The 24,798-nt window shown below is 72.0% G+C and carries 24 protein-coding genes; 13 read left to right on the top strand and 11 right to left on the bottom strand.

Translation table 11 applies throughout. The annotated features are described in order from the left end of the window. The first annotated feature begins 48 nt into the window (after positions 1 to 48). The gene (locus ACTWPW_RS24285; protein ID WP_443169978.1) at positions 49 to 2,553 is read left to right on the top strand and encodes a discoidin domain-containing protein; all 2,505 of its coding nucleotides are present in this window, start codon (positions 49 to 51) and stop codon (positions 2,551 to 2,553) included. Here ACTWPW_RS24285 and ACTWPW_RS24280 read toward each other — a convergent pair. Continuing rightward, positions 2,540 to 3,706: an alpha-hydroxy acid oxidase gene (locus ACTWPW_RS24280; RefSeq protein WP_375110093.1), complete on the bottom strand. Its 1,167-nt coding sequence runs from the start codon at positions 3,704 to 3,706 to the stop codon at positions 2,540 to 2,542. The genes ACTWPW_RS24285 and ACTWPW_RS24280 overlap by 14 nt on opposite strands. An 88-nt stretch (positions 3,707 to 3,794) precedes the next feature. Between ACTWPW_RS24280 and ACTWPW_RS24275 the strand changes: the two genes are divergently transcribed. Beyond that, positions 3,795 to 4,535 carry an HD domain-containing protein gene (locus tag ACTWPW_RS24275; RefSeq protein WP_443169977.1) on the top strand — a complete coding sequence of 247 codons (741 nt, stop codon included), beginning with the start codon at positions 3,795 to 3,797 and terminating at the stop codon, positions 4,533 to 4,535. 109 nt (positions 4,536 to 4,644) lie between these two features. Here the strand turns inward: ACTWPW_RS24275 and ACTWPW_RS24270 are convergent, their stop codons facing one another. From ACTWPW_RS24270 to ACTWPW_RS24250, 5 genes are all read right to left on the bottom strand, one after another. Further along, a complete protein-coding gene (locus ACTWPW_RS24270; RefSeq protein ID WP_375110095.1) occupies positions 4,645 to 4,917 on the bottom strand; it encodes a DUF4031 domain-containing protein in 273 nt (90 codons plus the stop codon). Beyond that, the gene (locus ACTWPW_RS24265) at positions 4,914 to 5,651 is read right to left on the bottom strand and encodes an HAD family hydrolase (protein ID WP_375110096.1); all 738 of its coding nucleotides are present in this window, start codon (positions 5,649 to 5,651) and stop codon (positions 4,914 to 4,916) included. The genes ACTWPW_RS24270 and ACTWPW_RS24265 overlap by 4 nt, the downstream gene beginning before the upstream one ends. Positions 5,652 to 5,669: 18 nt before the next feature. Continuing rightward, positions 5,670 to 6,851 (bottom strand): cytochrome P450, encoded by a 1,182-nt coding sequence (locus tag ACTWPW_RS24260; protein ID WP_375110097.1) that lies wholly within the window; start codon positions 6,849 to 6,851, stop codon positions 5,670 to 5,672. Positions 6,852 to 7,016: 165 nt separating this feature from the next. After that, positions 7,017 to 7,292, bottom strand: a complete 276-nt coding sequence (locus ACTWPW_RS24255) for a hypothetical protein (protein ID WP_375110098.1) — start codon at positions 7,290 to 7,292, stop codon at positions 7,017 to 7,019. 161 nt (positions 7,293 to 7,453) lie between these two features. Continuing rightward, positions 7,454 to 7,885: a hypothetical protein gene (locus ACTWPW_RS24250; RefSeq protein ID WP_443169976.1), complete on the bottom strand. Its 432-nt coding sequence runs from the start codon at positions 7,883 to 7,885 to the stop codon at positions 7,454 to 7,456. Positions 7,886 to 8,084: 199 nt separating this feature from the next. On the opposite strand from ACTWPW_RS24250, the gene ACTWPW_RS24245 reads away from it, so the two are divergent. The 5 genes from ACTWPW_RS24245 (at position 8,085) to ACTWPW_RS24225 (ending at position 13,219) form a co-directional block, all read left to right on the top strand. Next, a complete protein-coding gene (locus ACTWPW_RS24245; protein WP_375110100.1) occupies positions 8,085 to 9,326 on the top strand; it encodes a hypothetical protein in 1,242 nt (413 codons plus the stop codon). Between the two features lie 12 nt (positions 9,327 to 9,338). After that, positions 9,339 to 10,031 carry a DUF2786 domain-containing protein gene (locus ACTWPW_RS24240; protein ID WP_375110101.1) on the top strand — a complete coding sequence of 231 codons (693 nt, stop codon included), beginning with the start codon at positions 9,339 to 9,341 and terminating at the stop codon, positions 10,029 to 10,031. A gap of 88 nt (positions 10,032 to 10,119) precedes the next feature. Continuing rightward, on the top strand, positions 10,120 to 11,154 hold the full coding sequence (locus ACTWPW_RS24235; protein ID WP_443169975.1) for an Ldh family oxidoreductase: 1,035 nt from the start codon (positions 10,120 to 10,122) through the stop codon (positions 11,152 to 11,154). Next, the gene (locus tag ACTWPW_RS24230) at positions 11,155 to 12,450 is read left to right on the top strand and encodes an MFS transporter (protein ID WP_375110103.1); all 1,296 of its coding nucleotides are present in this window, start codon (positions 11,155 to 11,157) and stop codon (positions 12,448 to 12,450) included. 4 nt (positions 12,451 to 12,454) lie between these two features. Further along, positions 12,455 to 13,219, top strand: coding sequence for an SDR family NAD(P)-dependent oxidoreductase (locus ACTWPW_RS24225; RefSeq protein ID WP_443169974.1), 765 nt, complete (start codon positions 12,455 to 12,457; stop codon positions 13,217 to 13,219). 28 nt (positions 13,220 to 13,247) lie between these two features. Here ACTWPW_RS24225 and pgm read toward each other — a convergent pair whose 3' ends face one another. Continuing rightward, positions 13,248 to 14,879, bottom strand: coding sequence for a phosphoglucomutase (alpha-D-glucose-1,6-bisphosphate-dependent) (gene pgm / locus ACTWPW_RS24220; protein WP_443169973.1), 1,632 nt, complete (start codon positions 14,877 to 14,879; stop codon positions 13,248 to 13,250). A 97-nt stretch (positions 14,880 to 14,976) separates the two neighbouring features. Here pgm and ACTWPW_RS24215 point away from each other — a divergent pair, with 97 nt between their 5' ends. The 3 genes from ACTWPW_RS24215 to thrS all read left to right on the top strand — a co-directional run bounded on the left by ACTWPW_RS24215 (position 14,977) and on the right by thrS (position 18,543). Then, positions 14,977 to 15,876 carry a TIGR03564 family F420-dependent LLM class oxidoreductase gene (locus ACTWPW_RS24215; protein ID WP_375110106.1) on the top strand — a complete coding sequence of 300 codons (900 nt, stop codon included), beginning with the start codon at positions 14,977 to 14,979 and terminating at the stop codon, positions 15,874 to 15,876. 30 nt (positions 15,877 to 15,906) lie between these two features. Beyond that, positions 15,907 to 16,512, top strand: coding sequence for a glycoside hydrolase family 25 protein (locus ACTWPW_RS24210; protein WP_375110107.1), 606 nt, complete (start codon positions 15,907 to 15,909; stop codon positions 16,510 to 16,512). A gap of 66 nt (positions 16,513 to 16,578) precedes the next feature. Next, positions 16,579 to 18,543: a threonine--tRNA ligase gene (gene thrS / locus ACTWPW_RS24205; protein ID WP_443169972.1), complete on the top strand. Its 1,965-nt coding sequence runs from the start codon at positions 16,579 to 16,581 to the stop codon at positions 18,541 to 18,543. 188 nt (positions 18,544 to 18,731) lie between these two features. Here the strand turns inward: thrS and ACTWPW_RS24200 are convergent, their stop codons facing one another. Next, entirely contained in the window at positions 18,732 to 18,935 is a 204-nt protein-coding gene (locus ACTWPW_RS24200) for a TM2 domain-containing protein (protein WP_375110109.1), read from the bottom strand. Between the two features lie 194 nt (positions 18,936 to 19,129). Further along, positions 19,130 to 19,852 (bottom strand): PIG-L deacetylase family protein, encoded by a 723-nt coding sequence (locus ACTWPW_RS24195; protein ID WP_443169971.1) that lies wholly within the window; start codon positions 19,850 to 19,852, stop codon positions 19,130 to 19,132. A gap of 46 nt (positions 19,853 to 19,898) precedes the next feature. On the opposite strand from ACTWPW_RS24195, the gene ACTWPW_RS24190 reads away from it, so the two are divergent. Next, a complete protein-coding gene (locus ACTWPW_RS24190; RefSeq protein ID WP_443169970.1) occupies positions 19,899 to 20,999 on the top strand; it encodes an RNA polymerase subunit sigma-70 in 1,101 nt (366 codons plus the stop codon). An 86-nt stretch (positions 21,000 to 21,085) separates the two neighbouring features. Continuing rightward, complete coding sequence (locus ACTWPW_RS24185) at positions 21,086 to 21,511, top strand: hypothetical protein (protein ID WP_364116490.1); 426 nt, start codon at positions 21,086 to 21,088, stop codon at positions 21,509 to 21,511. Positions 21,512 to 21,513: 2 nt separating this feature from the next. Here ACTWPW_RS24185 and ACTWPW_RS24180 read toward each other — a convergent pair whose 3' ends face one another. After that, complete coding sequence (locus ACTWPW_RS24180) at positions 21,514 to 22,023, bottom strand: Asp23/Gls24 family envelope stress response protein (protein WP_375110112.1); 510 nt, start codon at positions 22,021 to 22,023, stop codon at positions 21,514 to 21,516. Between the two features lie 76 nt (positions 22,024 to 22,099). Here ACTWPW_RS24180 and ACTWPW_RS24175 point away from each other — a divergent pair, with 76 nt between their 5' ends. After that, positions 22,100 to 22,630: an HIT family protein gene (locus tag ACTWPW_RS24175; RefSeq protein ID WP_364116494.1), complete on the top strand. Its 531-nt coding sequence runs from the start codon at positions 22,100 to 22,102 to the stop codon at positions 22,628 to 22,630. Here the strand turns inward: ACTWPW_RS24175 and ACTWPW_RS24170 are convergent. Beyond that, on the bottom strand, positions 22,586 to 24,691 hold the full coding sequence (locus ACTWPW_RS24170; RefSeq protein WP_443169969.1) for a hypothetical protein: 2,106 nt from the start codon (positions 24,689 to 24,691) through the stop codon (positions 22,586 to 22,588). The two genes, ACTWPW_RS24175 and ACTWPW_RS24170, sit on opposite strands and share 45 nt — an antisense overlap. Positions 24,692 to 24,798: the final 107 nt, after the last annotated feature.

The following is a 24,798-nucleotide window of genomic DNA, read 5'->3' as shown; positions in this document are numbered from 1 at the left end:
GTTCGTGAGGAGTTCGCAGTGCACCCGCCCCGAAGTACCGCCCTCGTCGTGGCGTCACTCGCCGCCCTGATCCTGTCCTTCCTGGTCGCCGGGCCCGCGCGGGCGGCCGACCCGCTCCTGTCGCAGGGCCGGACCGTGACCGCCTCGTCCTCCGAGAGCGCCGGCACCCCCGCCTCGGCCGCCGTGGACGGCGACACCGGGACCCGCTGGTCCAGCGCGTTCGGCGATCCGCAGTGGCTCCAGGTGGACCTGGGCGCCACCGCCACCGTGTCCGGCGTGGTGCTGCGGTGGGAGGCCGCGTACGCCACCGCGTTCCGCCTCCAGGTCTCCGCCGACGCCGCCACCTGGACCGACATCTACTCGACCACCACCGGAACCGGCGGCACGCAGACGCTCACCGTGTCCGGCACCGGCCGCTACCTCCGCCTGTACGGCACCGCCCGCGCCACCGCGTACGGCTACTCGCTGTGGGAGCTCCAGGTCTACGGCACCACGGGGTCTGCGGCCTGCGGCACCGCCAACGCCGCGCTCAACCGCCCGGCCACCGCCTCCTCGTCCGAGGGCGCCGCCACCTCCGCCCCGGCCGCCGTGGACGGCGACACCGGGACCCGCTGGTCCAGCCTGTTCGCCGACCCGCAGTGGCTCCAGGTCGACCTCGGCTCGGTCCGGCAGATCTGCCAGGTCGTGCTCCAGTGGGAGGCCGCCTACGCCAGGTCCTTCCGCGTCCAGGTCTCCGACAACGCCTCGACCTGGACCGACATCCACTCCACCACGACCGGCACGGGCGGCACGCAGACTTTGAACGTCTCAGGCGCCGGCCGCTACCTCCGCGTGCACGGCACGGTCAGGGCCACCGCGTACGGCTACTCGCTCTGGGAGCTCACCGTGCGCACCACCGGCACGGCCGACCCGCAGCCCGGCGGCGACCTCGGCCCCAACGTGCACGTCTTCGACCCGTCGATGCCGGCCTCCACCATCCAGTCCACGCTGGACTCGGTGTTCACCCAGATGGAGTCCAACCAGTTCGGGCTGCAGCGGCACGCCCTGCTGTTCAAGCCCGGCAGCTACAACGTCAACGCGAACATCGGCTTCTACACCTCGATCATGGGCCTGGGCCGCAACCCCGACGACGTCACCATCAACGGCCAGGTCAGGGTGGACGCGGGCTGGTTCGGCGGCAACGCCACGCAGAACTTCTGGCGCTCGGCCGAGAACCTGTCGATCACGCCGACCGGCGGCACCAACCAGTGGGCGGTCTCGCAGGCGGCGCCGTTCCGGCGGATGCACGTCAGGGGCAACCTCAACCTGGCGCCCAGCGGGTACGGGTGGGCCAGCGGCGGCTACATCGCCGACAGCCGGATCGACGGGACCGTGCAGCCGTACTCGCAGCAGCAGTGGTTCACCCGCGACAGCACCATCGGCGGCTGGCTCAACGGCGTGTGGAACATGGTCTTCTCCGGCGTCGCCGGTGCCCCCGCCCAGTCCTTCCCCGAGCCGCCGTACACGACGCTCGACACCAGCCCCGTGACCAGGGAGAAGCCCTACCTGTACGTGGACTCCGCGGGCGCCTACCAGGTGTTCGTGCCCGCCCTGCGGCAGAACTCGCGCGGCGCGAGCTGGCCCGGCACCGGCACCTCCATCCCGCTGAACCGCTTCTACGTCGCCAAGCCGGCCGACACCGCCGCCACGATCAACGCCGCCCTCGCCGCCGGCCTGAACCTGCTCTTCACGCCCGGCATCTATCACGTCGGCCAGACCATCAACGTGACCAGGCCCGACACGGTCGTGCTCGGCCTCGGCTACGCCACGATCATCCCCGACAACGGCGTGGTGCCGATGCGGGTCGCCGACGTGGACGGCGTCAAGGTGGCCGGGCTGCTCTTCGACGCCGGGCCGGTCAACTCGCCCATCCTCATGGAGGTCGGCCCGTCCGGCTCCTCGGCCTCGCACGCCGCCAACCCCATCTCAATCCAGGACGTGTTCTTCCGCATCGGCGGCAGCCACGCGGGCAAGGCCACGACCAGCCTCGTCATCAACAGCGACCACACGATCATCGACCACATCTGGGCCTGGCGCGGCGACCACGGCACCGGCATCGGCTGGACCGTCAACACCGCCGACACCGGGCTGATCGTCAACGGCGACGACGTCACCGCGTACGGGCTGTTCGTCGAGCACTACCAGAAGTACCAGGTCATCTGGAACGGGCAACGCGGCCGGACGATCTTCTTCCAGAACGAGATGCCCTACGACCCGCCGAACCAGGCCGCCTGGATGAACGGCTCCACCCGCGGCTACGCCGCCTACAAGGTCGCCGACTCCGTCACCTCGCACGAGGCGTGGGGGCTGGGGGCGTACTGCTACTTCAACGTCGACCCGAGCATCGTGGCCGAACGCGGCTTCGAGACGCCGGTCAACCCGAACGTGCGCTTCCACGACCTGCTCACCGTCTCCCTCGGGGGCAACGGCACGATCGCCCACGTCGTCAACAACACGGGAGGCCCCGCTCAGGGCACGGACACGATCCCGGTGAAGGTCGTCACCTTCCCCTGAGCCGTACGACGTCGGGGCCCAGGCCCTCGACGCCGCCCACGCCCAGCAGTTGCAGGGTACGGACGAGCTCGGCGTGCAGCAGGTCCAGCACCCGCCGCACGCCGGGCTCGCCGCCGGCCATCAGGCCGTACAGGTAGGCGCGGCCGACGAAGCACGCCCGGGCGCCCAGCGCGACCGCGGCGGCGACGTCGGCCCCGCTCCGCACCCCTCCGTCGAGGAACACCTCCGTGCGGTCCCCCACGGCCGCCACCACCTCGGGCAGCAGCTCCAGCGGCGTGGGGGAGCGGTCGAGCTGGCGCCCGCCGTGGTTGGACACCACGATCCCGTCCACCCCGACGGCGGCCAGGTCCTTCGCGTCGTCCACCCGCTGCACCCCCTTGACCAGCAGCCGGCCCTGCCACGCGGACCTGATCCACTCAAGGTCGCGGATCGTCACGGACGGGTCGAACATCAGGTTCGTCAGGCCCGCGAGGTCGGCGGGCGCCCCCTCCACGGTGGCGAACCTGAGCGGCTCGCTGGTGAGGAAGTCGAACCACCACGCCGGGTGCCGCAGCACCTCCAGCGCGCCGCGCCAGCGCAGGGCGGGCGGGATCGTCAGCCCGTGCCGCACGTCCCGCAGCCGCGCCCCGGCCACCGGCACGTCCACGGTCACCACCAGCACGTCCATGCCCGCATCGGCGGCCATGGCCAGCGACTCCAGGTTGCGGGCGCGGTCGCGGACCACGTACAGCTGGAACCAGTTCCACCCGCCGGGCGCCGCCGCGGCCACGTCCCGCGCCGTCGTGGTGCCCATGGTGGACAGCGTGTACGGGATCGACGCCCCTTCCGCCGCCCGCGCCACCGCCCGCTCGCCCTCGCGGTGCATCATCCGGGTGAACCCGGTCGGGCCGAGCACCACCGGCATCCCGATCCGCCGCCCCAGGACCTCGACCGCCGTCGGAGCCTCGGCGACGTCCCGCAACACGCGCGGGGCGAACTCCACCCGCTCGAACGCCGCCACCGCCCTGGCCATCGACCGCTCACCCTCGGCCGCGCCGTCCACGTAGTCGAACACCATGCGCGGGGCGCGCTTCCTGGCCAGCAGCCGCAGATCCGCCACATCGGCCGCCGCCGCCACCCTCGCCGCCCGCGCCCACCGGGGCCGCCCGGGCATGACGGCCCGCAGCTCCCGCCAGCGGGGCAGGCGCCGCGGCTCCTTGCCTGTCGTCCCGATGCCCAGAAGTTACCACTACGGTGGAACCGTGATCGACGACTGGCCCGCACCGGACAACGACACCCCCACCGCCGCCCCTCCCCAGAGCGAGGCCTCGGGCGTCGGCGGGCCTTTCGAGACCGGGGTCTCGGGCGTCGGCGGGGTGGCTGAGGACTGGACCTCACGCGAACGCTGGGCGGAGCTCGCGGACGGCTCGCCCGCCTCCCTGGCGGTCCGCGCGGAGCTCCTCGCCCGCTGGTCCGAGCCGCACCGCAGATACCACACCCGCACCCACCTGGCCGCCGTCCTGGCCGCCGTCGAACCGCTCGCCACCGAGGCCGAGGACGCGACGGCCGTACGGCTCGCGGCCTGGTTCCACGACGCCGTCTACGACGGCCGCCCCGGCTGGGACGAGGAACGCAGCGCCCAGCTCGCCCAGTCCCGCCTCCCCGGATGCGGCGTCCCCGCCGGCCGGGTCGCCACGGTCGCCCGGCTGGTACGCCTCACGGCCGCCCACGACACGCTCGGACCCGGCGACCATGACGGCGCCGTCCTGTGCGACGCCGACCTCGCCATCCTCGCCAGCCCCGCCTACCCGGCCTACGCGCACGCCATCCGCCAGGAATACGCCCACGTCCCCGACCCCGCGTTCGCCCGGGGCCGCTCGCAGGTGCTGCGCCGCCTGCTCGCCACCCCGTCTCTCTACCGCACCCCACGAGCCAGGGAGCTGTGGGAGGCCCCCGCCAGAACCAACATGACCGCCGAACTCGCCACCCTGACCACCGACTGACCACCCCGGCACGACCCCGCCTTCTCCCTCCCCCCAAGGACACCAGACGTAGTGCGGTGGGAGAGCGAGGAGCCGGGGGATCGGAGCCGAGAACCAGCCCTGACTGGCCCTAACCGACCCGGTGCCGCTTGCGGCGGCGCAGCCCGCCCGCGATCAGCCGCCGCAGCAGCTCCCGAGAACCGACCGCCTCGGCCCCCAGCTCCACGGCCCGCGCATGCACGGTCTCCGGCACGTCATAGTGGTCCCGGTCGAACGCCCGCTCCGGCACCCCCAACCGCACGGCGAAGGCGTGCAACTCCTCCAGCGAGCTGTCGCTGACGAGATGCGACCACATCAGGCCACGCGGCCCCGGCCAGTTGGGCGGATCGATCAGAACGGTCACGCCCTCAAGGGTAGAACCCTTCCCAGCACCCCCAGATCCCCCAGATCGGGCACCACGACGTCCGCACCGGTCCCGTCGCCGTCCCGGGCCACCGCGGCGACCAGCCCGAACCCGCCCTTCTTGCCCGCCTCGATCCCCGGCAGCGCGGACACCACCACCGCGACCTTGGCCGCGGGCAGGTTCAGCCGCCGGGCCGCCTCCAGGTAGAGCGCGGGGTCGGGCGTGCCCGGCAGGTTCATCAGCGCGGCGTCGTTGCCGTCCACCAGCAGGTCGAACAGGTGCATGACCCCGGCCGAGCCGACCAGCTTGCGGCCGTGCAGGCTGGCGGAGACGGCCGCCGTACGGGCGCCGCGCTGCCGCAGCTCGTGCAGCAGCGCCACCGTGGACGGGAACGCGGCCACCCCGTACTTGTCCACCTGCTCCATGAACAGGCGGTCCTTGGCCAGGCCGAGCCCGTGTACGGTCGGCGCGCCGGGCTCGTCGTCGGGCGATCCCTCGGGCACCGTGATGCCGCGAGCGGTCAGGAACGTACGGATGCCGTCGAGGCGCGGGCGCCCGTCCACGTGCCGCAGATAGTCGTCGCGGATGTCGAACGGTGCCGAGCGGCCGCGCAGGAACGCGTCGAAGACGTGCTTCCAGGCGGCCGCGTGCCCCCGAGCGGTGTCGGTGACCACGCCGTCGGTGTCGAACACGACGGCGCTGATCGCGGTCAGGTCGATGACAGGCTCGTTCACATTGCGAACGTAACCGCTCTACCAGGCGACGGGTAGTTCTTTGACCCCGTAGACGATGGCGAGTTCCCGGAACGGCACCTCGCCCGCGACGTGCAGGCCGGGGAAGCGGCGCAGCAGCGCGGGGAAGGCGATGCGCATCTCCATCTGGGCCAGCGGCGCGCCGATGCAGCGGTGGATGCCGTGGCCGAACGCCATGTGCGAGCCCGCCGTCGCCCGGCCCGGCCGTACCTCGTCCATGTTCTCGCCCAGGGCGGGGTCGCGGTTGGCGCCGGTCAGCGAGCACAGCACCATCTCGCCCTTCTTGATCGGTACGCCGTGCAGCTCCAGGTCGTCGCGGGCGAAGCGCGGGAAGGCGACCTGCACGACCGTCATGTACCGCAGCAGTTCCTCGACCACGTCCACGACGTAGCCGTCCACCTCGCGCACCTTGGCGGCCTGCTCGGGGTTGCGCAGCAGCCACAGGGAGCCGAGCGCGAGCATGCTGGTGCTGGTGTCGTGCCCGCCGGTCAGCAGTCCGTCGGCCATGCTGGCGAGCGTACGGTCGTCGAGCTCGTCGCCGTGCTCGCGCAGCAACTGCCCGAGCAGCCCGTCACCCGGATTCTGCCGCTCCCTGGCCACGAGGTCCGTCAGGTACGTCATCGCGTCGTTGATGGCCTGCAGGGACGCCTCGGGCCCGGCGGTGAAGTCGAACCGGTCCTTGCTGATCTTCACGAAGTCGGCGCGCTCCTCGAACGGGACGCCGAGCAGCTCGCACACGACCAGCGACGGGATCGGCAGCGCGAACTCCTCCACCAGGTCCACCGGCATGCCCTCGGCGCCCTTGGCCTCGATGCGGTCGAGGTACTCCTCGACCATGGCCTCGATGCGCGGCTCCAGCCGGCGCAGACGGCGCATGGTGAACTCGGGCGTCAGGTACTTGCGCAGCCGAGTGTGCTCGGGCGGGTCGCGGAACCCCAGGCCGCCGGGGTCCTCCTGGTTGGAGCCGAGCCCGATCACGCCGGCGAAGTCGTTGCTGAAACGCTCGTGGTCGCCGAGCACACCGCGTACGTCATCCCAGCGGGTGACGAGGTACACGGTCTGACCGCCCGGGATCTCCATGGGGAAGACCGGGTGCTCGGTCCGGATGCGCCCGAGCTCGCCCACGGGGTCGAACCCGTCACGCATGAACTGGACGAGCGGGAACTCTTCTGTATCTGACATCGATATCCGTCCTGCTGGGATACATCACACCATGTTGGGATAAATCCCTACGTAGATGGTCCCATCCGGATTGGTGAATGGTGCCCTCCGAAAGGACGAATTTACATCTCACCCCTGCCGCCCTCCCAGCCGGTGGGTGCAGTTGGACTCGACCCGGGGACGGCCTCACCTGCCGGCCAACGCCCTGGTCACCTCGTCGGGCGGCGGCTGGGTGCGGTCGCGGGCGCGGATGAGCGGCTCGGGCAGCGGAGCCTCGGCCGACAGGGCGGGCGGGGCGGGCTTGGGCCTGCGCGGCTCGCGCACGCCGCCCTCGCCTCCTTGCGGATCGTCGAACGGGAAGTCGTCGCCTTCGGTCCAGTGGGGCTCCCCGGGGCCGAAGCCGGGGGGCCAGGCGGGCGCGCCGCTGGGTAGAGCACGGCGTCTGCGCGATCGCTTGCTCACAGTCCCTCCTCGCGTCCCATTGTGCGCCCGCCGCCCATGACCGACCACCCCGTATCACCCCTGTCACCACCACGGCACCCACCCAACCGGCACCCACCCGACCGACGCCCACCCGGCCGGTTGCCCGCGCGGCCCCCGTGCCGTAAGCCCCGCTCCTGGGCTCAGCCGGACTGCGTGCCCTGGTTGGCCGCCGGTGTGGGGTCGCCCGTCGCCGTGGCCTGCGGGTGCGGGTCGGTGGGCGCCTGGGGTGTGGCCGTGCCCGCCGGTCTCGAGACCTGGCGGACGAACGCCGCCCCCACCACCGCCACGAAGGCCATGATGGACGCCGTCTGCTGCTCCGTCAGCTCCACCCCGAACACCAGCCCCAGCGTGACCGCCGCCTGCGCGAACCCCAGCGCCGCCGCCTTGATGGACCTGCCCCCGTCCAGGTTCCGCGTGGCGAACGCCGTCCAGACGCCCAGTCCCGCGGCCGCTATCGCGTTGATCGCCGCCACCTGCGTGCTGGTCAGCGGCAGGAACGTCGCCGTCACCATCTGCACGCCAGCGCTCGCCAGTCCGAGGACGAGCGCCGGCTCACCGCCGAAGATCTTCATGAGCCCCTCCCTGAGTCGAACCCCCTGTGACCGCAGAGCACGCTCCGCCGCGCCTGATACACCCTCCGTCAAGAGCCTCGAACAGTAGTGAAACGTGGGCAAAATGGTGCAGCAGACGGCGTTTGGCGTACAAGATGGCGACATTCTGCGATGATCTCGTCGCATAGAGCCGGAGTTTGAGCCTCACGGATAGTGACTGATGCCGACATTTGAGGAAATAACAGCCTTCGTCACGGAGAAGCCGCTCGCCACCGCTGTCATCGCGCTGCTGAGCCTTGCCGGGCTGGTGCTCGCGTTCCTGGTGCTCAGGATCGCCTGGCGCGTCGTCTCCTGGGTGTTCACCAGGTACGTCGCCCCGCGTCCCGTCGAGGACGTGCTGACCGTCGTGGCCGCCTCCATCGCCACGGGCGTGTCCGCGCAGGGCATGTGGCGTTTCTCCGGGGACGTGCTGGGCCTCGACGGGCCGCTCAGGTTACTGCTGTTCGCGTTCATCGAGGTCGCGATCATCACCTCCGCCGTACGCGCCCGCCGCAACATGCGCGAGAACTTCTCCGCCGGCATCGACGGCATCGCCGTGTGGGCGCTGACGTGCCTGACCGCCGTCCTGTCCAGCATGGACGCGCGCAGCCTGCCCGAAGCGGTGTTCAGGCTGGCCGCCCCGCTGGTGGCCGCCTGGCTGTGGGAGCGCGGCATGGCCATCGAGCGCCACCGCATCCGCGGCACCGGCCGCATCAACTGGCGGCTGACCCCCGAGCGGCTGCTGGTCAGGATGGGGCTGGCCGAGGTCAGCGACCGTACGGCGAGTGAGGTCGACGCCCACCGCAGGCTGACCAGGGTCGCCCTGGCGGCCAAGCGGGCCAAGGCGCTGCGCGAGGGCGGCGCGTCGGAGCGGAAGATGCGCGCCGCGCTGGCCAAGCTCGACAAGGCCATGGACCAGGCCGTCGAGCACACCGGCCTGGCCGTGGACCAGTCCCGCCAGGAGGCGCTGCTGGCCCAGATCGCCGCCCTGTACAACACCTCGGCGCTCATCGACGCCGACCCCCGCGTGCCGTGGGAGCCCGAGGCCGACCACCACCCGGTGCCGGCCCGCCCGGCGCTGCCGCCCGCGCTGGCCGAGCTGGTCGACGACGAGGACGAGGACGCCGAGGTGCTCGACACCACCCCGCAGGTCATCAGCACGGCCGAGCGCGCGGCGCGGATGCGGTCCGCCCGCGAGTACTGGGACCGGCAGATCGCCAAGGGCATCGTGCCGCGTACGGTGGACATCGCCCAGGAGATCGGCATCTCGCTGGCCACGGCGCGCGAGTATCGTGCCCTGTGGAAGCTGGAGCCGCAGGCGCACGCCCTCATCGAGGCGCTGTACCAGCAGCACGGCATCGTGGACACCGGCGCCTTCCCGATCATCGCCGACGACGGGCGGGTGCTGACGACCAAGTCTTAGGGGAGAGTGCCGTTGCGGGAGCGGACGCTCGATCGCGTCAGGAAACTGCTGGCCAAGGCCGAACGCACCGACAACGAGCACGAGCGGGCCACGTTCATGGCCGCCGCGTCGGCGCTGATGGCCAAGCACGGCATCGACTCGCTGCCGCCCGCCGGCACCCGCCAGACCCCCGGCGACCGCGTCGTCACCCTCCCCGCCCCCTGGGCCAGGGAGAAGGCGCGCCTGGTCAGCCTGGTGGCGCAGGCGGTGCGGTGCCGGCCGCTGCTGATCGGGCGCGGCGACGGCGGGCAGCGCGTGCACGTGTTCGGGTTCGCGGCCGACCTGGAGCGCGCCGACCTGCTGGCCACCTCGCTGCTGCTGCAGATGGCCTCGGGGCTGGCCCGGGTGCGGCCGCCCGAGCACGTCACGGCGGTGCGGGCGTACCGGAGGTCGTGGCTGCTGGGGTTCACCGACGAGGTCTACCGGCTGCTGTGCGCGGCCGAGTCCCGCGCCGAGACCGAATCAGCCGGCACGGGGTCCGCCGTGGTCCTGGCCGACCGGCGGGCCGAGGTCGAGCGGGCGGTCGCCGCCCACTACCCCGACATCCGCATGAGCGTGCCCCGGACCAGCGGCACCGGCTACCGCGACGGCGTCGCGGCGGGCCGCCGGGCCGACCTGGGCCGTACCGGGATGACCACCGCCACGGCGCCGGAACTGGCGCGGTAAGCCCTTTCCCGAGACCTGTTTGGCGGGGCCGGAAACGGGCATAAGCGCGCACACGGAACGCAGTCCTGCCGAAGCGAGACAGGTCACCGTGAACGCAGCCGTACGTGTCCTCGCCGCCGACCTCCACGTACTCGCCCGAGACCTCCTGACCGCCGCCGGCGTGCCCTCCGGCACGGCGGCCACGGTCGCCGAGTCCCTGGTGGAGGCCGACCTCGCCGGGCACGGCTCGCACGGCGTACGGCGGATCAAGCCGTACCTCGACCGGATCGAGGCGGGCGTCATCGTGCCCGCCGCCCGCCCCGAGGTGGTCTCGCGCCGTGGCGCGAGCGCCGTCGTGTCGGGGCGGCGCGGCTTCGGGCAGGTCGCCGCCCGCCTGGCCACCGAGGAGGCGGCCGAACTGGCCGCCGGGCACGGCGTCGGCGTGGTCGCCATCAGCGAGTGCAACCACGTCGGCCGGCTCGGCGAGTACGCGGAGAAGCTGGCGGGCCGGGGCCTGATCGCGCAGGTCGTCGGCAACGCCGACCCCACCGTGGCGCCGTACGCCGGGCACCGCAGGATGCTCGGCACCAACCCCATGGCCTGGGCCGTGCCGCGCGCCGGCGGTGCGGCCGTCGTCATGGACTGGGCGACCGCCGCGATGGCCGAGGGCAAGCTGGGCCTCCTGAACGCCGCCGGGGCGCCGGCCCCCGAAGGGGTGCTGGTCGACCCGGACGGCCGCCCGTCCACCGACCCGGCCGACTTCTACCGGGGCGGGGCGCTGCTGCCGTTCGGCGGCCACAAGGGGTACGGCCTGAGCGTCCTCATCGAGCTCGTCGGCGGCCTGCTCACGGGCACCGGCACCGCCTGCTCGCCCGAGTACGACGGCACGTTCGGCACGGTGATCACCGCGATCGACATCTCCGCCTTCGTCCCGCTGGAGACCTATGTCGCCCAGGTCGAATCCTTCTGCGAGGCCCTGCGCGCCTCCGGCCCCGGCGTGGTCGTGCCGGGGGAGCCCGAGGCCGGCACGCGCGCGGAGCACCTGAGGGAGGGCGTCCCGGTGTCCGTGCCGGTGTGGGAGGAGCTGGGCGGGCTCGCCGCGCGGCTCGGCGTTCCGCGGCCTCACACGCCCCCTGGAGGTTAGATGCCCGCCACACCCGAATTACGGCGCGTCGTCCTGGGTGCCCTCGTCGGCACCGCCCTGGAGTGGTACGACTTCTTCATCTACGGCACCGCCGCCGCCCTCGTCTTCAACCGCCTGTTCTTCACCGAGTCCGACCCGGCCACGGGCACGATCGTCGCGTTCGCCACGTTCGGCGTGGGGTTCGTGGTCCGGCCGTTCGGCGGCGTCCTGTTCGGCCACCTGGGCGACAAGATCGGCCGCCGCTCCACCCTGATCATCACCACCGTGATCATGGGCGTGTCCACCGGGCTGATCGGCCTGCTGCCCACCTACCCCGCCATCGGCGTCTGGGCGCCGATCCTGCTCACGCTGCTGCGCGTCTGCCAGGGGCTCGGCGCGGGCGCCGAGTTCGGCGGCGCGGCGACGCTGCTGGCCGAGCACGCGCCGCCCGGCCGGCGCGGCTACTACGCCTCCTACGCCCAGACCGGCGTGCAGATCGGGCTGGTGCTGGGCACCTCGGCGTTCCTGCTGGTCCAGCTCCTGCCGGAGGAGGACTTCGTGGCGTGGGGCTGGCGGGTGCCGTTCCTGGTGAGCTTCGCGCTGATCGGGGTGGCGCTGTACGTGCGGCTGCGGGTCGCCGAGTCGCCGGTGTTCCGCGAGATGGCGCGAACCCGGGAGATCGTCAAGCTGCCGATCAGGGACGCGCTGGCCCGCTACCCGCGCAACTTCCTCGTCGGCGTCGGCGCGCACATCTGCGACACCGCCGTGGTCTACACGCTGGCCACCTTCAGCGTCGCCTACGCCACGAACCAGCTCGGCCTGACCAACCGGGCGGCGCTGCTGGGGGTGATCCTGTTCGGGCTGACCGTCATCGTGCTCCAGCCCATCTACGGCAACCTGTCGGACCGGATCGGGCGGCGGCCGCTCAACCTGTTCAGCGTGGTGTTCGTGGCGGCGTACGTCTATCCGTACTTCCTGCTGGTCAACACCGGGGTCACCTGGCTGGTGTGGCTGGCGATGATGATCATGGGCGCCTTCGGCTTCGCCCCGCAGGTGGCCGTGCAGCCGGTGTTCTACGCCGAGCTGTTCGGGGCGCGCGTGCGCTACACCGGGTTCGCCGCCTCGCGGGAGCTGGGGGCGGCCCTGGCCGGCTTCTCGCCGCTGATCGGCGCGGCGCTGGCGGCGCGGCTGGGCGGGGCGCCGTGGCTGGTGGCGGCGTTCCTGGTCGGCACGGCGGTGATCTCGTTCGCGGCCTTCTACGCCTCGCGTGAGAGCAAGGACATCGACATCGCGGCCTTCGACCCGCTGAAGGAGTAAGGGCATGGACATCAACGGCACGGTCACCGTGATCACCGGCGGCGGCACCGGAATCGGCGCGGCCGTCGCGGAGGGCCTGGCCAGGAAGGGCGCGGCGGCCGTGGTGCTCAACTACTCGCGCTCGGCCGCCGAGGCCCAGGCCACGGTGGCGCGGCTGGAGAGCCTGGGCTGCAAGGCCGAGGCCGTGGCCGCCGACGTGTCGGACGACGCCGCCGTACGCAGGATGGCCGAGCGCGTGCGGGCCACCTACGGCCGGGTGGACGCGCTGGTGTGCAACGCGGGCACGACCAGGTGGGTGCCGTTCCCCGACCTGGAGGGGCTCACCGACGACGTGTGGCGGCAGATCATGGGCGTCAACCTCATGGGCGCCTTCTACTGCGCCCGCGCGTTCGCCCCCGACCTGCGGGCGGCGCGCGGCGCGATCGTCAACGTGGCCTCCGTGGCCGGGCTGCTGGCCACGGGCTCCTCGATCGCGTACGGGGTGAGCAAGGCCGCCCTGCTCCACCTCACCCGCGACCTGGCCGTGGCGCTCGGGCCCGAGGTCAGGGTGAACGCGGTCGCCCCCGGCATCGTGGCCACCCGGTGGCACATCGACCGGGTGGGGGAGCAGGTGTTCTCTGAGATGGCGGCGAAGGAGGAGATGAAGGCGCCGCTGCGGCGCACGGCGCGGCCGGAGCACATCGCGCAGATGGTGACCGCGCTGCTGGAGTCGGACCTGGTGACGGGGGAGGTCCTGGTCGGCGACGGCGGCCGCCACCTCGGCTACTGAGCCCCGGTCGCCGGCCCGGCCCGCTCGCTCACCCCAGGGCGGCCGACACCAGCGAGCGGGCCTCCTCCTGCACCTTGGCCAGGTGGTCGGGGCCCTTGAAGGACTCGGCGTAGATCTTGTAGACGTCCTCGGTGCCGGACGGCCGGGCCGCGAACCAGGCGCTCTCCGTCGAGACCTTCACCCCGCCCAGCGAGGCCCCGTTGCCGGGGGCCGACGTCTGCACCGCCGTGATCGGCTCGCCCGCCAGCGAGGAGGCCGTCACCTGCTCGGCCGACAGCTTGCCGAGCACGGCCTTCTCCTCGCGGGTGGCCGGCGCGTCCACCCGCGCGTACGCGGGCTCGCCGAAGCGCCGGACCAGGTCCCGGTAGCGGGCGCTGGGGGACTCTCCGGTGACGGCCAAAATCTCCGAGGCCAGCAGGGCCAGGATGATGCCGTCCTTGTCGGTCGACCAGACCGAGCCGTCGCGCCGCAGGAAGGACGCGCCCGCGCTCTCCTCGCCGCCGAACCCCAGCGACCCGTCCAGCAGCCCCGGCACGAACCACTTGAAGCCCACCGGCACCTCGTAGAGCCGCCGGCCCAGGGACTTGGCCACCCGGTCGATGATCCCACTGCTGACCATGGTCTTGCCCACCCCGGCGTCGGAGGGCCAGCCGTCGCGGTGCGTGCAGAGGTAGGAGATGGCCACGGCGAGGTAGTGGTTGGGGTTCATCAGGCCGCCGTCGGGCGTGACGACGCCGTGCCGGTCGGCGTCGGCGTCGTTGCCCGTGGAGATGTCGTACTTGTCGCGGTTGGCGATGAGCGAGGCCATCGCGTACGGCGACGAGCAGTCCATCCGGATCTTGCCGTCCCAGTCGAGCGTCATGAACCGCCACGTCGGATCGACGAGGGGGTTGACCACGGTCAGCTCCAGCCGGTGCCGCTCGGCGATCTCCCCCCAGTAGGCCACGCTCGCCCCGCCCAGCGGGTCGGCCCCGATCCGCACCCCGGCCGCCCGGATCGCGTCGAGGTCCACCACGGACGGCAGGTCGTCGACGTAGGTCCCCAGGAAGTCGTAGCGCCCCGCCCCGCCCAGCGCCCTCGCGTACGGCACCCGCCGCACGCTCTTGAGCCCGTCGTGCAGCAGCCGGTTGGCGCGGTCCTGGATCCACGTGGTCGCGTCGGTGTCGGCGGGACCGCCGTGCGGCGGGTTGTACTTGAAACCGCCGTCGCCCGGCGGGTTGTGCGACGGCGTGACCACGACGCCGTCGGCCAGCCCGGTCGTGCGGCCCCGGTTGTGCCGCAGGATGGCGTGGGAGACGGCCGGGGTGGGCGTGTAGCCGTCGCGCGAGTCGATGAGCACCTCGACCCCGTTGGCCGCCAGCACCTCCAGCGCCGAGACCCGCGCGGGCTCCGACAGCGCATGCGTGTCGATGCCCAGGAACAGCGGCCCGTCCGTGCCCTGCAGCTGCCGGTATTCGCAGATGGCCTGGCTCGTGGCCAGGATGTGGTCCTCGTTGAAGGCCGTCCTCAGCGACGACCCCCGGTGCCCCGACGTGCCGAACGCCACCCGCTGCGCCACCTCGCCGACGTCCGGACTGAGGGCGTAGTAGGACGTCACGAGCCTGGCGACGTCGACCAGATCGGAAGGCTGAGCGGGCTGTCCTGCGCGTTCGTGCGTCATGTAGGCCACTTTACAAATCACCTCCGGCCCGGCGGGTGAGCGCGTGGCGGCGCGGGGAGATACATTCGCGTCAGTCACCAGAATGGAGTTCTGTTCCATGCGCTACGGATACTTCCTCGCCGAGCCCCAAGGGGATGACCCCATCGGCGGCCTGCGCGACCAGATCGCCCAGGCGGCCGAGGACGGTTTCTCCTCCGCCTGGCTCTCCCACATCTTCGGCCTCGACGCCATCACCGCCCTGGCGGTGGCCGGCGCGCAGGCACCGCCCCTGGAGCTCGGCACCGCGGTCGTGCCGACCTACCCGCGCCACCCGGCCGCGCTCGCCCAGCAGGCCATGACGGCCAGCGCCGCGCTCGGAGGGCGGTTCGCGCTGGGCATCGGCCTGTCGCACCAGGTCGTCATCGAGAACATGTTCGGCTACAGCTTCGACCGCCCCGGCCGGCACATGAAGGAATACCTCGACATCCTCATCCCGGCCTCGCGGGGCGAGCAGGTCGAATACACGGGCGAGACGCTCAAGGCCAACGTGCGCCTCAGCACGCCGGGGGCGGGCTTCCCCGTCCTGGTGGCCGCGCTCGGCCCGCGCATGCTCAAGCTGGCCGGCACCGTGGCCGACGGCACCGTGCTGTGGATGACCGGCCCCAAGACGGTCGCCGAGCACATCGCGCCCACCATCAAGGCGGCCGCGGCCGAGGCGGGCCGCGAGGCGCCCAGGATCGTCTGCGCGCTGCCCATCAGCGTCACCGACGACCCCGCCGGCGCGGTCGAGCGCGCCAACGAGATCTTCTCGGTGTACGGGCAACTGCCCTCCTACCGTGCGATGCTCGACAGGGAGGGCGCGGCCGGGCCGGGCAACGTGGCCATCGTCGGCGACGAGGACACGGTGCTGGCCAAGCTCGACGAGCTGAAGCAGGCCGGCGTGACCGACTTCGTGGGATCCCCGTTCGCCAACCGGGAACGCACCCGCAACCTGCTGATCGGCGCGGCGAAGGGCTGATCCGGAGACATCTCAATAAAATCCGACAAGGTGAAGCGCGTGCTACAGGGCATTGATGTGTCGAACTGGCAGGGCACCGTCGACTGGGCCGACCACGCCGAGGCCGGGGTGGCCTTCGCGTTCGCCAAGGCGACGGAGGGTGGCGACTACACCGACAAATGGTTCGCGCGCAACTGGAACGGCATGCGCGAGAGCTGGATCGTCTGCGGCGCCTACCATTTCGCCAGGCCCAAGGGCGACCCCATCGAGCAGGCACGCCACTTCCTGGGCGTGATCAGGTCGGCGGGCGGGCTGCGCCGCGGCGACCTGATCGCGCTCGACCTGGAGACCAACGACGGCCTGCGGCCCGAGCAGGTCGCCCGCTACGCCCGCCGCTGGTGCCACCACGTCGAGCGGCACGCGGGCGTGCGGCCCTTCATCTACACCTTCCACGCGTTCGCCCGCGGCGGGCACTGCGCCGGGCTGGCCGAATATCCGCTCTGGCTCGCCAGCCCGGAGTCCCCGCGCGGGCGCCCCCCGGTGCCCAGACCCTGGCGCGACTGGACCATCCACCAGTACGCCAACAGCCCGGTCGACCGCAACGTCTTCCACGGGACCCGGCAGGAGCTGACAAAGCTGGGGTTTCACCCGCGATAGCATCGGGGTTCACCATCGAACCTTGCCTCGGTGCCGGGCATCGAGCGCGATCCACGAGGAGTCACCGTGTCAGCCGAGCTACGCATCACCCTCGCCGGAGCCGAGCGTGTGGTCGCGGCCGGCACGACGGCCGGGGAGGCGCTCGAGGCGGACGGCCGCACCGTCATCGCCGCCAGGGTCAACGGCGTGCCGCGCGACCTGGCCCACCCGCTGGAGCAGGACGACACGGTCGAGCCGATCGAGGTCTCCAGCGAGGACGGCCGGGCGATCGTGCGCCACTCCACCGCCCACGTCATGGCGCAGGCGGTGCAGGAGCTGTTCCCCGAGGCCAAGCTGGGCATCGGGCCGCCCGTGGAAAACGGGTTCTACTACGACTTCGACGTCGAGCAGGCGTTCCACCCCGACGACCTCAAGCGCATCGAGAAGCGGATGCGGGAGATCGTCAAGCAGGGGCAGCTCTTCTCCCGCCGGCCCGTCTCCGACGACGAGGCCCGCGAGGAGCTGGCGGCGGAGCCGTACAAGCTGGAGCTGATCGGCCTCAAGGGCGGGGCCGCGGAAGAGGAGTCCGTCGAGGTGGGGGCCGGGCAGCTCACCATCTACGACAACCTCGACCCCAAGTCCGGTGAGCTGCGGTGGAAGGACCTGTGCCGGGGGCCGCACGTGCCCTCCACCCGGTCCATCCCGGCGTTCAAGCTCATGCGCTCCGGCGGCGCCTACTGGCGGGGCAGCGAGAAGAACCCGCAGCTCCAGCGCATCTACGGCACCGCGTGGGAGTCCCGCGACAAGCAGGACGAATATCTCAAGCTGCTGGAGGAGGCCGAGAAGCGCGACCACCGCAAGCTGGGCGCGGAGCTCGACCTGTTCAGCTTCCCGCCGGAGCTGGGCAGCGGCCTGCCGATCTTCCATCCCAAGGGCGGGATCATCCGCAAGGAGATGGAAGACTACATGCGGCGGCGGCAGGCCGAGGCGGGCTACGAGTTCGTCAACACCCCGCACATCACCAAGTCCTCGCTCTTCGAGACCTCGGGCCACCTTCCGTGGTACGCCGACGACATGTTCCCGGCCTTCGAGCTGGAGGGCATCGAATACCGCGTCAAGCCGATGAACTGCCCGATGCACAACCTGATCTTCAGGGCGCGCGGGCGGTCCTACCGCGAGCTGCCGCTGCGGCTGTGCGAGTTCGGCTCGGTCTACCGCTACGAGAAGTCGGGCGTGGTGCACGGGCTCACCCGCGTGCGCGGCATGACGCAGGACGACGCGCACATCTACACCACCCGCGAGCAGATGGCCGACGAGATCAAGTCGCTGCTGCGGTTCGTGCTCAGCGTGCTGCGCGACTTCGGCCTGCCGGACTTCTACCTGGAGCTGTCGACCCGCGACGAGTCCGAGAAGTTCATCGGCGACCCCGCCGAGTGGGAGGAGGCGACCGCGGCGCTGCGCCAGGTCGCCACCGAGTCGGGGCTGAAGCTGGTGGACGACCCGGGCGGCGCGGCCTTCTACGGGCCGAAGATCTCGGTGCAGGCCAAGGACGCCATCGGCCGCACCTGGCAGCTGTCCACCATCCAGCTCGACCTCAACCAGCCCAAGCGCTTCGGCCTGGAATACCAGGCGGCCGACGGCTCGCGGCAGACCCCGGTCATGATCCACCGGGCGCTGTTCGGCTCGGTCGAGCGCTTCCTCGGCGTGCTCACCGAGCACTACGCCGGCGCCTTCCCGCCCTGGCTGGCCCCGGTGCAGGTGGTGGGCATCCCGATCGCCGAGGCGCACGTGGCCTACCTGCAGGACGTCGCGAAGAAGCTGCGCGCGAGCGGGATCCGGATCGAGGTCGACGCGGCCGACGACCGGATGCAGAAGAAGATCCGCAACGCGCAGAAGGCCAAGGTGCCCTTCATGCTGCTGGCCGGTGACGACGACATCGCCAACGGCGCGGTGTCGTTCCGCTACCGCAGCGGTGAGCAGAAGAACGGCGTCCCGGTCGAGGAGGCGATCGCCGAGATCGTCAACGCCGTGGAGCGGCGCGTCCAGGTGTGAGTCAACGCGGCGGGGCCGGCGCCTTCGCCGGGCACAGGCCCCGCCGTGCGCACGCCCCGCCCAGTGCCGCCCCGCCCAACTCAGGCCCGCCCAGCGCGGCAGGGCCGCCCAGCGCAGGGCCGTCTCGTGAGTACGGCGGAGCGGCCTCGTGATGGCCGGCTCCGCCGTTCCTCCGCTGCCCGCTACCGCTACTTGGCCAGCGGCTGACCCTGCTTGTCGGTGAACTTCCCGATGAGGATCATGATGAAGTCGATCAGCACCCACACGCCGAGGCCGCCGAGGGTGACGATCATGAGGATGCCCGTCCCGATCTTCCCGACGTAGAAGCGGTGCACGCCCAGCGCGCCGAGGAAGAAGCAGAGTAAGACAGCCACGAGCCATGACTTGGCCATGAGGATTCGCCTTTCGGTTCAGGGGATCGGCCGGGCGCAGGGCATGGCGCGCCCGACCGGCAGGCTCTGCGGGAAGGATCACCGCAGGGCACCGAACCCTAGCAAGGCCCTCGGGCTGTCGCAGACGCTTTCCTGACGATGCGTCTAATATCCGGCAATGGGTGGAAGATGCTGATATATCCGCGATTGGTGAATTAAAGGGGGAATAGTCGGAAGGTGACTGCGGGGCGGCCGCCGAAGCGCTTCGCCTCCTCCCCGGCGAAGCCCTCGATCAGGTTCCGGGCGTACGCCTCCGGGTCCTCCGTGGTCAGGGCCTCGATGTAGGCGCGGTGCTCCATGAGCGAGCGCACCCCGCGCTCCAGGCCGTCCGTGACGTCCACGGCGTGGGTGGGGGAGTCGACGCCGGCGACGGCGACCCAGCGGACGCCGCTCCAGGGCTCGGCCTCAGTGTCCGGAAATATCCATCGGTTTCCGGCGTCCCCGGCAGCGTCCATCACGGCCCGTCCCACGGCGCGGTGGTCGGGGGTGTTCCAGTGCGTGCCCGCCCAGGTGTCGTCGAAGTTCAGGGTGATGAGGAGCTCGGGGCGGTGCCTGCGGATGGCGGCGGCCAGGTCTCTCCGCAGCGCGGTGCCGTACTCGATGACCCCGTCGGCGTGGTCGAGGAACTCCACGCTCGTCACCCCGACGACGGCCGCGCTGGCTCGCTCCTCGCGCTCGCGCAGCGGCCCGGCCGCGCCGGGGTCGAGGGTGTCGATGCCCGCCTCGCCCCTGGTGGCGATCAGGTAGGAGACCTCGCGCCCGGCGTCCGTCCAGACGGCCACCGCCGCCGCGCAGCCGTACTCGAGGTCGTCGGGGTGGGCGACGACGGCCAGCGCGCGCTGCCAGTCGTCCGGCATGGGCTCAAGCTGATCTGTCATGGCTATCATCCTGGCAGGCGCGACCGGACGGGGAGAGGTGCGGTGGATGGGCACTGGGGACGACGTCGCGGGCGGCGCGCGGGCCGGTGGCCGCGCCGGGGACAACGGCGGGCCGGCCGCCAAGGCGCGTGGCCTGGGAGACGGTGAGCGGGCTGCCGACGCTCGGGGCCGGGGAGACGGTGAGCGGGGCGGGTTCGCCGAGCTGGCCGAGGCTCACCGGCACGAGTTGCAGGTGCACTGCTACCGGATGCTGGGCTCGTTCACCGACGCCGAGGACATGGTCCAGGAGACGATGCTGCGTGCCTGGCGCCGGCGGGAGACGTTCGAGGGGCGCTCGACGCTGCGGGCCTGGCTCTACCGCATCGCCACCAACGCCTGCCTCGACCTGTTGTCCGGGCCCGCCCGCGCGCGCGAGATCGCGGTCGGGATGGAGAGCGGGTCACGCTCGCCGTTCGCCGAGGTGCCGTGGCTGCAGCCGTACCCCGACCGCCTGCTCGACCTGGCCGCTCCCGACGCCGGCCGGCCGGACGCGGTGACGGTCGAGCGCGAGACGGTGGAGCTGGCCTACCTGGCCGCCATCCAGCACCTGCCGCCGCGCCAGCGCGCGGTGCTGATCCTGCGCGACGTGGCGGGCTGGTCCGCCGAGGAGACCTCGGGGGCGCTGGAGCTGAGCGTGCCGGCCGTCAAGAGCGCGCTGCAGCGGGCCCGCGCCACGCTGCGCATGCACCTGCCGGCGCAGCGCGCGCAGTGGGGCCCCGTCACCGCCCCGAGCGAGGAGGAACGCGCCGTGCTGCGCCGCTACATGGACGCCTCCGTGGAGGGCGACCTGTCGGCGCTGGCCGCCCTGTTGCGCGAGGACGCGCGGCAGACGATGCCGCCGGCGTCCCTGGTGTACGACGGGCGCACGGCCATCCTGGACATGTGGGGCCCCGTCATGGCCGGACCCGAGGCGTGGGGCACCTGGAAGGCCCTGGCGACGTACGCCAACCGCCGCCCGGCCGTCGCCAACTACGTACGCCGCCCCGGCGAGAGCCGCTACACGGCCGTCAACCTCGACGTGCTCCGCGTCGAGAACGGCCTGATCGCCGAGATCACCACGTTCGGCCCCGAGCTGAACGCCGCCTTCGGCCTGCCCGCCGAAATCTGATGAGAAATCTCGCCCAGGACCGATTCCTTTCCCGGCACCGTCCCGTCATACAGGCGTAACCGACTCACCGAGACAGAGGAGCGATCATGACCGAGCACGTCGACACCCAGCTCAAGGCCCTGGACCGGCTCGTCGGCACCTGGAAGCTCAGCGGCGACGTCGGGGGCACGGTGACCTACCGCTGGATGGAGGGCGGGCATTTCCTCATCCAGGAGGTGGACATCCTCAGCGAGGGCAGCCGGACCAGGGGCACGGAGTTCATCGGCAGGAAGCGGCCGTACGGCGCCGAGGGGCCGAGCCAGGACATCCACTCCTGGTACTTCGACAACCAGGGCGCCACCCTGGCCTACGTGTACGAGGTCGACGGCGACACGCTGACGATCTGGGCCCACAAGAGGGACTCGGGGGCCTACTACCGCGGCACGTTCAACGCTGACGGGACCAGCGTCACCGGCGCCTGGGTCTACCCGGGGGGCGGCGGCTACCGCTCCGACATGACCAGGGTGGCCTGAGCTCAGGAGGGCTCGCCGTCGTCCTCGGCGGGGTCGCGGGTCGCCGTGCGGCCCTCGCCGGGGAGCCGGACGTCGTCGACGGTCACGTTGACCTCCATGACGCGCATGCCCAGCATGCGGCTGACGGTCTGGGCCACGTTCGTCTTGACCTCGGAGGCGACCTCCATGACGACGTGGCCGTACTCGACCACGATCGTCAGGCTCACCGCCACCTGGCGGTCCTGGATCTGCGCGCTGACGCCCTGGGTGCCGCGCCGGGAGCCGATGCCGATGCGGTCGCGTACGGACTCGAAGGCCCGCGCCAGGTCGCCGCCCATGTCGGCGACCCCGGCCACCTCGAGCGCGGCCAGCGCCGCGACCTTCTCGACCACCTCGTCGGCGACCTTGATCCGGCCCTTGACCGCCGCGTCGGCGGTGGGCGCCTCGATGTACGAGGGCGTGGCGGGTTCGGCCGGCGGGTCTCCGGCGGAGTCGGCGGGCGGGGTGTGCTGCTCGGCTAACGCTTCACTCATCGCGGCCTCCTGTTGGCGGTGCTCAGGATTGTGCCGGAAGAGCACCCGGTTTGTCCGGGGTCCTATGCTGCTAGTTATGCACGATCAGGCAGGGGCCGGGGCCCCGGACAACTTCCAGCGTCTGTGGACCCCGCATCGCATGGCCTACATCAAGGGCGAGAACAAGCCGACCGGCACCGGTCCCGGCGACGGGTGCCCGTTCGACGCGATCCCCAAGATGAGCGACGAGGACGGCCTGATCGTGGCGCGGGGCGAGGCGGTCTACACCGTGCTCAACCTCTACCCGTACAACTCGGGCCACCTGATGGTCGTGCCCTACCGGCACGTGTCCGAATACGACGAGCTCGACGCGGCCGAGGTGGCCGAGCTGGGGGAGTTCACCCAGAAGTCGCTGCGGGCGCTGCGCAGGGCCAGCGGCGCGCAGGGCTTCAACGTCGGCATGAACCTGGGCCACGTCGCCGGCGCGGGCATCGCCGCGCACCTGCACCAGCACGTGGTGCCCCGGTGGGGCGGCGACACGAACTTCATGCCGGTCGTCGCCCAGACCAAGGTGCTGCCGCAGCTACTTCGTGACACCCGCCAGCTTCTCGCCGACGCCTGGAACTGACTCGGGGGCGCGCGACATCGCGCCGATGCCCGTGGCCAGCAGCAGCGGCACGGCCAGCGCCAGCGCCATGGACAGCACGGCCGCGCCGGAGTCGTTGACCAGCATGCCGACCACGCCGCTGACCAGCGTGCCGATCAGCCCGGCCCGCAGCGCGGGGGAGTGCTCGAACGCGGCCGGCACCACGCCCGCCGAGGCCTGCTCGGGCCGCAGGATCGCGTAGACCAGGAACGCCACGGCCGCGATCACGATCGGCATCAGGTTGGGGTTGAGCAGGGTGCCGAGCATGGCCTGCAGCTTGCGCCAGATGACGTCGAACGCCTCCCCGGTCAGCACCTGCCCCACGAACCTGCCCAGGTGCGTCTGCTCGGCGGGCGGCCGCAGGTAGTTGAGCCACGCGAAGCCCATCACGATCACGCCGCCGGCCACGCAGAACGCGCCCAGCTTCAGCAGCGAGACCCGCTTGCCCGACAGGATCAGCGCGGTTACCGCGATGCCCGGCACGAACGCGATCACGCCGCCGAAGTCGCTGCCCATCCCGGATCCGCCCAGCACCATCGCGAACGTGCCCAGCCCCACGATCGCCGCCAGCCCCACCTTGCCCGGCCACCGGTGCGCGATGACCGTGGTGACCAGCAGCGTGCCGGTGGCCAGCAGCGCGAAGGGGATGTTGCCCAGGCCGAAGTAGCGGGCCCCCTGCTCGGCGCTGTAACCCATGAAGCTGTTGAGCTGGAGCGTGGTGCCGGTGAGCAGGTCACCGGCGAGCGTCAGCGCGGTGACGCCGGCGACCACGGCCAGCGGGCCGAGCGGCCTGCGCCGCCACGGCCCGGCGAGCGCCAGGGTGGTGATCGCGGCCCACCAGGCCAGCATGCCGCCGAACAGCTCCAGGTGGGTGGACCACGGCAGGAGGTTCACCAGGAACGAGGTGACCGGCAGGGCCGCCAGGGCCACGGCGGCGCCGCGTACCCAGGACAGGGTCTTGCGGCGGCGCAGCAGCAGGAAGGCCGCCACGTAGAACCCGACCTGGAGCACGGCCAGGGCGGTGAAGTAGGGGCCCTTCGCCGAGCGCATGGTCTGGGCGGTGGCGTCGGCGCGCGCGAGCCGCTCGAACGTCGCGCCCTGCTCGCCCACCCGCAGCGGCTCGCCGATCCGCATCGGCACGCCCACCACCGTGCTCGGCACCGGCACGCCCAGCTCGGTCAGCACGGTGGAGGTCACGTCGGGCAGGATCGAGATGTCCTCGCGGCGGGTCGAGGCCGCGCCGAGCAGGCGCCCCTCGGCGCCCGGCTCGCGCAGCGCGGCCACCCGCAGGTGCGGCACGGAGCCGTGGTCGGACAGCCCCGCCAGCAGCACCGTGGTGCCGGCCGGGAGGACCGACAGCAGCGCGCCCGCCTTGGCGTCGGCCAGCCGCAGCGCGTCGCGGCGCTCGGCCGGGGCGAGCTGGTCGGGCACCTTGGGCAGCCGGTCGCCGGTCAGGTAGGGCAGGACGAGGTCGTCCACGTCCATGGCGACCATCGGGCACTTCTCCAGGTCGGCGGTCGTGACCTGGAGCGGCGAGGCGTGGTAGCCGGCCACCGCCCCCTGCCGGTCGGCCAGCGCCAGCGCGGCGCCCGGGCCGATCGCGATCGAGCAGCGGCCGGCCGCCTTGAGCGACTCGCCCAGCGTGCCCGCGTTGCGCTGCCCGGCCACGTCGATGAGGTAGCGGTAGTCGGGGATGACGGCGCCCGTGCCCGCGGCCTCGGGCCTGGGCGGCGCGCCGCAACCGTAGCCGACGGCCGACCTGGTGCCCGCCGACACGGTCAGCCACCCGTCGTAGGGGCAGGTCACGTTGCCGACCGTGCGGACCGACAGCGACCCGACCGCGCTGGCCTCGGCCAGCTCCCACAGGTTGGGCGTGTCGGACGGGGTCAGGTCGTTCCAGTGCAGGCCGGGCACCCCGATGAGCGCCACCCGCCCGGGGGCCTGATCGACGCCTCGATCCGCCCCGGCGGGCCCGGCGAGCAGGCCCTGGCCCAGCATCATCTGTCCGACCAGCACGGCCAGCACGATCAGCGCGCGCCTCACCCCGATGACCTCCTGTGGTCGCCGATTTTCCGTGGCACGGCAGAGCAAGGTCGTGCCCCGGCGCCACCAGATCCCGACTACCCTCTCATGCGCCGAGTGTGCGTCGG

Origin of the sequence: Nonomuraea sp. KM90 (assembly GCF_052246675.1) — a bacterium.
GTDB lineage: Bacteria > Actinomycetota > Actinomycetes > Streptosporangiales > Streptosporangiaceae > Nonomuraea.
This window is presented reverse-complemented; position numbering and strand designations above follow the sequence as displayed.